This window comes from Paraclostridium benzoelyticum (genome assembly GCF_001006285.1).
GTDB lineage: Bacteria > Bacillota > Clostridia > Peptostreptococcales > Peptostreptococcaceae > Paraclostridium > Paraclostridium benzoelyticum.
This window is the reverse complement of record NZ_LBBT01000351.1, coordinates 1-602: the sequence shown is the minus strand read 5'-3', so window position 1 is coordinate 602 and position 602 is coordinate 1. Positions and strand designations below refer to the sequence as shown.

Here is a 602-nt window from a genome sequence, read left to right as displayed (position 1 = left end):
TTCCCTATATTTAAATCTATCTTATTGTATATAAATAAATATTTATTCTTTTTTATAATTTCTTTTACTATTTTTTCTAAATTTATTTCTTCTATTAAAAAGTTGGAACTGTAATCTCCACTTTTGCTGATATATAAAGCTTGTTGAACTAAACTATCAATTCGTTTAAGTTCAATATTTATTTGTTTGTGTAACTCATAATTACCAAAATATTTATTTTCTAGCTCTTTTACCCTTTGACTAATAATTTCTAAAACAGCAATAGGAATTTTAATCTCATGTATCCATTTAGTCATATAGTCATTTATCTCTTCAATTTCTTTTTTTAAACTTTCTACTGTATTTTCATTTTCTAATAATTTATTATCTATAACTTCTTTTAGCTTATTATTTTTAAATTCGTATGTTTTATTATTATTTATATATTCAAATAAGCTTTTATAGTTTTTTATGTATGAACTATATCCAAGTATAAAGAAAGCAATACATACAACTAAAATCATTGTATCTATATATATTAAACTATTCAAAACCTTTTCTAATCTAAGATCTGCAATTATATTTATATTAACTATCACTACTATAAATATAACTAAATATAT

1 pseudogene is annotated in these 602 nt (G+C 19.6%); it reads right to left on the bottom strand.

Annotation, left to right across the window (positions count from 1 at the left end):
- A pseudogene (locus VN21_RS18790) lies at nt 1-602 on the bottom strand (HAMP domain-containing histidine kinase); the annotation flags it as partial.